The sequence below is a fragment of the Pedobacter xixiisoli genome (assembly GCF_900215335.1).
GTDB classification, from domain to species: Bacteria; Bacteroidota; Bacteroidia; order Sphingobacteriales; family Sphingobacteriaceae; genus Pedobacter; species Pedobacter xixiisoli.
This window is the reverse complement of record NZ_OCMT01000005.1, coordinates 296,130-302,129: the sequence shown is the minus strand read 5'-3', so window position 1 is coordinate 302,129 and position 6,000 is coordinate 296,130. Positions and strand designations below refer to the sequence as shown.

8 protein-coding genes are annotated in these 6,000 nt (G+C 38.1%); 6 read left to right on the top strand and 2 right to left on the bottom strand.

Annotated elements, in window-relative coordinates:
* A partial coding sequence (locus CRO54_RS21395) for a hypothetical protein (RefSeq protein ID WP_218840078.1) occupies nucleotides 1-250 on the top strand: 250 nt, incomplete at its 5' end.
* A gap of 173 nt (nucleotides 251-423) precedes the next feature.
* Here CRO54_RS21395 and CRO54_RS20935 read toward each other — a convergent pair.
* Nucleotides 424-783 (bottom strand): CoA-binding protein, encoded by a 360-nt coding sequence (locus tag CRO54_RS20935; protein WP_097134060.1) that lies wholly within the window; start codon nucleotides 781-783, stop codon nucleotides 424-426.
* Between the two features lie 105 nt (nucleotides 784-888).
* Nucleotides 889-2,436, bottom strand: a complete 1,548-nt coding sequence (locus CRO54_RS20930) for an NAD(P)/FAD-dependent oxidoreductase (RefSeq protein ID WP_097134059.1) — start codon at nucleotides 2,434-2,436, stop codon at nucleotides 889-891.
* A 226-nt stretch (nucleotides 2,437-2,662) separates the two neighbouring features.
* On the opposite strand from CRO54_RS20930, the gene CRO54_RS20925 reads away from it, so the two are divergent.
* The 5 genes from CRO54_RS20925 to CRO54_RS20905 all read left to right on the top strand — a co-directional run bounded on the left by CRO54_RS20925 (nucleotide 2,663) and on the right by CRO54_RS20905 (nucleotide 5,708).
* The gene (locus tag CRO54_RS20925; protein ID WP_097134058.1) at nucleotides 2,663-3,244 is read left to right on the top strand and encodes a LemA family protein; all 582 of its coding nucleotides are present in this window, start codon (nucleotides 2,663-2,665) and stop codon (nucleotides 3,242-3,244) included.
* A gap of 84 nt (nucleotides 3,245-3,328) precedes the next feature.
* Entirely contained in the window at nucleotides 3,329-3,763 is a 435-nt protein-coding gene (locus CRO54_RS20920) for a TPM domain-containing protein (protein ID WP_097134057.1), read from the top strand.
* Nucleotides 3,764-3,831: 68 nt separating this feature from the next.
* The gene (locus CRO54_RS20915; RefSeq protein WP_097134056.1) at nucleotides 3,832-4,605 is read left to right on the top strand and encodes a TPM domain-containing protein; all 774 of its coding nucleotides are present in this window, start codon (nucleotides 3,832-3,834) and stop codon (nucleotides 4,603-4,605) included.
* 73 nt (nucleotides 4,606-4,678) lie between these two features.
* Entirely contained in the window at nucleotides 4,679-5,065 is a 387-nt protein-coding gene (locus CRO54_RS20910) for a hypothetical protein (protein ID WP_097134055.1), read from the top strand.
* Between the two features lie 103 nt (nucleotides 5,066-5,168).
* Nucleotides 5,169-5,708: an NUDIX hydrolase gene (locus CRO54_RS20905; protein WP_097134054.1), complete on the top strand. Its 540-nt coding sequence runs from the start codon at nucleotides 5,169-5,171 to the stop codon at nucleotides 5,706-5,708.
* Nucleotides 5,709-6,000 lie beyond the last annotated feature (292 nt).

Sequence of the window (6,000 nt, the reverse complement as noted above, 5' to 3'; positions counted from 1 at the left end):
AGGATCGCATTATTACCGCAAGGGAAAGAAAGGGGCTATGCAAAGGCCGCAAGGAAGGAACAGCAGTGTGATGTATATATACTATTATATACAGGGAGCGCATCAAGCTAATTGTTATATAGCTCCAATGGCAACCCCAGCCCTATCCGGAACCCGCTCTGGACTATCTACTACCGGATTTGCCTCCGTTAAAATAAAACCCATGGAAATGGAGACTATTAAAGGTCGAATTATCCAAACCTTTATATAGTTATATATATGTAAGCGGTTTGCAGGCGCTGAGCTTGCCACTGGCAGTGCCGCAGTAAAATAAACCCGATGGAAATGGAAAGCCCGCAAGCGAGGTACGAGTGCGGACTTGGAATAAACAGCGGGACTATCGGAACCGAAGAATTACTACAATTGATTTGCTAACATTTAAAACTAATATTGACCAATACTTAATAATACCAAAGTACAGGCCTCTGTATATTCGATATTGTTTGCGTCCAATACTCGTTGCAGCTCTATATTTTCAGTACCCGGATTAAAAATTACACGCTTAGGCTTTGTAGCTACAATATAATCGAAATATACTGGTTGTGTAGGCGGCCCAATATAAAGTGTAATGGTATCTATATCGTTATAGATAGCTTGCGGCTTTTCAATCTCCACTCCTGCAACCGCTCCTTTTTTGATACCAACGTTTACAATTTCATGTCCACGACCGGTTAACATGTGTGCGGCTTTATAAGAATATCTATTAGCATCTGGACTTGCGCCTATAATTAATGTCTTTTTCATTTCAACTTTTTTGATTGTACAGATTTTAGAATTGCACAGATTAATTGACTTTAGAACTGTCGAGAGGATAATTGAACGGTATAACTATTAAACGATTTTGAGGTGCTAATGTTTATTCTGGTTTAGAATCGCATTTGCGCAATTGACTCCATCTATAGCAGCAGATACAATTCCGCCTGCATAACCCGCACCTTCCGCACACGGATAAAGGCCTTTAATTTGCGGATGCTGGAATGTTTCTTTATCTCTTGGGATACGTACTGGCGAAGACGTTCTACTTTCTACACCTACCAAAATAGCTTCGTTAGTATAATAACCTTTCATTTTACGGCCAAATAATGGCAGTGCACCACGTAAACTTTCGGAAACAAACTCTGGAAGGATATTATCCAACATGCTACTTTTTGTACCTGGGAGATAAGAGTTCTTCGGCAAATCTAACGAAAGTCTGTTTTCTACAAAATCTACCATGCGTTGAGCTGGCGCCACCAGGTTACCTCCGCCCGCTTCAAATGCTTTTTGTTCTATTTCGGCTTGAAAATGTAACATCCGCAATGGATCGTAGCCTTGAACGTCTTCCAAAGTAACTTGCACTACCGTTCCAGAGTTGGCATAAGGGTTATTTCGCTTAGATGGCGACCAGCCATTGACCACAATTTCATCTAAACCTGTAGCACATGGAGCAATGATACCTCCGGGACACATACAAAAAGAAAATACACCTCTGTTTTTTACTTGTTCTACCAAACTATAATATGCAGGCGGCAAATATTCGCTCCTGATATCACAGTGATATTGCGCCTGGTCTATGATGTCTTGAGGATGTTCTATTCTTACGCCCAACGCGAAAGGTTTAGCTTCGATAAGTATATTCTTACGATGTAAAAGCTCGTAAATATCTCTAGCAGAGTGACCAGTTGCTAAAATAACTGATTTGGCAGCTATCTCCTGCTCATTATTTACAACAATTCCTTGTACACTTCCTTCCTTAATAATTAAGTCTGTTAATTTAGAATCAAAAAGTACTTCACCTCCAGCTTCAATTATGGTTTCGCGGATGGCAGTGATGATATGTGGTAATTTATTTGTGCCTATATGCGGCCGGGCATCAATCATGATATCTTCATCGGCGCCATGTTGCACAAAAATTTGCAATACCTTATTGATATCACCTCGTTTGTTAGACCTAGTGTAGAGCTTTCCATCTGAATAAGTTCCGGCGCCGCCTTCACCATAACAATAATTAGATTCCGTATTAACGACACCTTGTTTGTTGATTGCCGCCAAATCTCTACGACGTTGTTTCACATCTTTGCCGCGTTCTACCACAATTGGCTTAAGTCCGTTTTCGATGCATTGCAATGCAGCAAACAAACCAGCGGGGCCAGCACCTACAATAATTACTTTTTTATCGTCAGTAACCTTGGAGTATTTAAAAACTTGTTCTTCATCAATATATTCCTCATCTAAGAAAGCTCTAACTTGCATTCGATAAACCACTTTTCTAGAGCGGGCATCAATAGAGCGTTTTAATATTTTGAAATGTTTGATTTTGTTTGGGCTTACATTTAATGCTTTGGCTAAGCTTTCTGTAATTGCTACCTGATTATCTACATTGTGAGGAACAATGGTTATTTCGATGTCTTTTTGCATGGCGTATGTCGAGTTTTTATCTCGAACACTGCAAAATTAGAATTATTGTTGGATTGTTTTATTGTTAAATTGTCTGATTACTATTCGAAGAGATATTAGATGCTGTTATTTTATTTACTTATCTTGTATTGGAATATGGCAACTTGTCAGTTTTTTATGCGTTTTAGTAACAAGGAATGAATATTGATATCTAATCATCAAATAATAAAACCTAAAAAGAAATAACATGAAAAAAGTTTTAATTGGAATTGTTGCGATTGTTGCAATAGTAGCTTTGTTTAGCGGCTGTGGATATAACAGCATGGTAAAACTAGATGAGGATGTTAAAACAAAATGGGGAGCTGTGGAAGCTCAATACCAACGCAGATCGGATTTAATCCCTAACTTGGTAAGCACCGTTAAGGGCGCAGCGAAATTTGAGCAATCTACTTTAACAGCTGTTATAGAAGCTCGTAGCAAAGCAAGTCAAATTACTGTAGACCCTAATAAGCTTACAGAAGAGAATATGCAAAAATACCAACAGGCTCAAGGTCAAATTACACAGGCTTTAGGTCGTTTAATGGTATTAACAGAAAACTACCCACAATTGAAAGCTACAGATCAATTTAGAGATTTATCTGCACAATTGGAAGGAACAGAAAACAGAATTACGGTAGCCCGTACAGATTATAATGCTTCTGTACAAGTTTACAACACCAAAGTTAGGTCGTTCCCTAACAACTTAACAGCTGGTATGTTCGGCTTTTCACAAAAGGCTGCTTTTAAAGCAGACGCTGGTGCGCAAAACGCTCCTAAAGTAGAATTTTAGTTATAAAACTGCCTTTTTACAGGGTAATGTATATCTTACGAACATCTAAGCATACATTACCCTTTACTATTTAAATTAATCGGCATGTCTATTTTCAGTACACAAGAACAAGAACTTATTGCCCAAGCTATTACCGCAGCCGAAAAAGCAACTTCTGGCGAGATACGCATTGCGGTTGAAAAACACTGCAAAGAGAATGCATACGAAAGAGCGACCGCTTATTTCCATGAATTGGGAATGGACCGAACCTCGAAACATAATGGTGTGCTAATTTATTTGGCTACCGAAGACCATAAATTTGCTATTATTGGCGATAAAGGGATCAACAATTTAGTACCTCCTGATTTTTGGGAAACTACCAAAACTGCGATGAAAGCTCATTTCATGGCAGGAAATTTATGCGATGGAATTATTGCTGGGATTGCATTGGCTGGAGAAAAGCTCTCCTCATTTTTCCCTAATCAAAACGACGATGTAAACGAATTACCAAACGATATCGTTTTTATCGACAAAAAGTAAGCTCAAGAATTAGCATATGGCTATAGCAATTAATTAACGTAGCCATTTAACCCAAGTTACATTTTACGATGAAAAGAATATTGCTTTTACTTACCATACTGCTTTCGTCCATCTTTGGGTTTTCACAGGATTTTCCTGAGAAATCAAATAAATTGGTTAACGATTATACCAATACCTTATCCGCAGCACAAGTAGCTAGTTTAGAAAACAAACTAGTAGCATTTGATGATTCTACTTCAAATCAAATTGCGGTAGTTATCATGAAATCTGTTGGAGACTACGACATTAACGAATACGCTTATAAGCTAGGGCGAGCATGGGGTGTTGGTGGAAAAGAAAAAAACAATGGTGTAATTTTATTGGTTGCACTGGGCGATCGTAAGCTTTCCATACAAACCGGCTACGGATTAGAAGGGGCTCTACCTGACATCTACACCAAACGAATCATCGAAAACGATATTAAGCCCTTTTTTAAGGATGGGAATTATTACGCAGGCATAGACGCTGGAACTACTTCTATCATTTCGTTAGTTAAAGGCGAGTACAAAAACGATAAACCTAAAGGTAAAAAAGGTGTTGGCGGTGCCGGCTCTGGCTTAATTGTATTGATCATTATTATCGTTATCATTATCCTCATTAAAAGAGGCGGCGGCGGAGGCGGTGGTGAAGTCATCGGCGGTCGTGGCGTTTCTGACGCTTTATTTTGGGGAATGTTATTTGGCAGCGGTCGTAGTTCTGGCGGTGGATTTGGTGGTGGTTTCGGAGGAGGAAGTGGCGGCGGCGGCTTCGGTGGATTTGGCGGTGGAAGTTTTGGCGGCGGCGGAAGTAGCGGAAGCTGGTAATCCAGTTATCAGTTATCAGTTGGAATTGAATAATCTTTCAACGTTACAACCTTTTAGCATTACAACGTAAATAATGTACAGAAAAGATTTAATTACAGCGGAGATTGAAAGACTTGCGCAAGTGCTGGCAAGAATTATGGGGTTGAAATTAGAAGGAGATTTAGCGCAGGCTAGTCTACTTTTTAATGAAACCCTTAATAATGCTTTTAAACTTCCTTCAGTAATATTGGAAGATGGTAATGTTACTACATTTGAAAAGTGGTTAACAGAAACTGATTTACCTGCCGAGAAACTGGATTCTTTAAGTGAATTCCTTTACTATGAGCTAGGAATCAGCATTGAAAGAAATAAGCTGATTGCCCCTCGATTAAATTTGATCTATAAAGTTTTAGCAGAAAAACACAAGATTGTACATCTGGTAAATTTTCACAGACAAGAAGTTATACAGCAATACCTTTAGCAAGGTAAAATTCAAAAGTAAAATTAAAAAACCTACTAGAATATTTGCTTTAGATGCTTAGGCTATTTTTAATCTTTACTTTTAACTTTTGATTTAATTATAGATGGAAATAAAAAAATGGCAAAAACTTGCCTCAAAATATTTAGTACAAGAGAAATGGGCAACTTTAAGGGTTGACACCTGCGAACTACAAAATGGGGTGGTTAAAGACGATTATTATGTACTTGAATATCCGAATTGGGTAAATGCGGTTGCACTAACCAAAAGCAATGAAATAATTATGGTGCGTCAGTATCGTTTTGCAGCCGATATTATTTCCTTAGAAATTCCTGGAGGTGTAATTGATGATGGTGAGGAACCAGAAACTGCCATTAAAAGAGAACTGCTGGAAGAAACTGGTTATAGTTTTGATAGCTGTGAATTGATTGCCACTTTGTATCCAAACCCAGCCACATCTACCAATAAAACTTTTACCTACTTATTAAAAGGTGGTGTAAAAACACATGAACAACATTTAGATGAGCATGAGATTTTAAATGTGGAACTTTATAGCATTGATGAGGTTAAACAATTATTAAAGGACAACAAGATTGACCAAGCGCTACACGTAGCTGGTTTATTTTATGGCTTGCCCAGATTATAAAAACTAAGAACATAGATACATTTAAATAAAAGGCCCATTTTGGATAATTTCAAAATGGGCTTTCTTTTATATCCTTACTCCGTCGACTAAAGTCGACGGCAATGAATTAGGGCAATCAATTATATCAAAACCAATTAAAGTAAAAACTTGTCTGCACTCTTCCTCACGTCATTTTGACAAGGAGCTATGACGAAGAAAAAGCCATAATAAATTTATAATGTTAGATTTCTCATCGTTCCTCGTCGAAATGAGCGATTACCATAAAAAAAGCCGAGCAAATTTGCTCGGCTTT

What these genes read in the sequence shown, in the direction of transcription:
- CRO54_RS20935 (WP_097134060.1), bottom strand. Translation starts at nt 783, where the DNA reads ATGAAAAAGACATTAATTATAGGCGCAAGTCCAGATGCTAATAGATAT.
- CRO54_RS20930 (WP_097134059.1), bottom strand. Translation starts at nt 2,436, where the DNA reads ATGCAAAAAGACATCGAAATAACCATTGTTCCTCACAATGTAGATAAT.
- CRO54_RS20925 (WP_097134058.1), top strand. Translation starts at nt 2,663, where the DNA reads ATGAAAAAAGTTTTAATTGGAATTGTTGCGATTGTTGCAATAGTAGCT.
- CRO54_RS20920 (WP_097134057.1), top strand. Translation starts at nt 3,329, where the DNA reads ATGTCTATTTTCAGTACACAAGAACAAGAACTTATTGCCCAAGCTATT.
- CRO54_RS20915 (WP_097134056.1), top strand. Translation starts at nt 3,832, where the DNA reads ATGAAAAGAATATTGCTTTTACTTACCATACTGCTTTCGTCCATCTTT.
- CRO54_RS20910 (WP_097134055.1), top strand. Translation starts at nt 4,679, where the DNA reads ATGTACAGAAAAGATTTAATTACAGCGGAGATTGAAAGACTTGCGCAA.
- CRO54_RS20905 (WP_097134054.1), top strand. Translation starts at nt 5,169, where the DNA reads ATGGAAATAAAAAAATGGCAAAAACTTGCCTCAAAATATTTAGTACAA.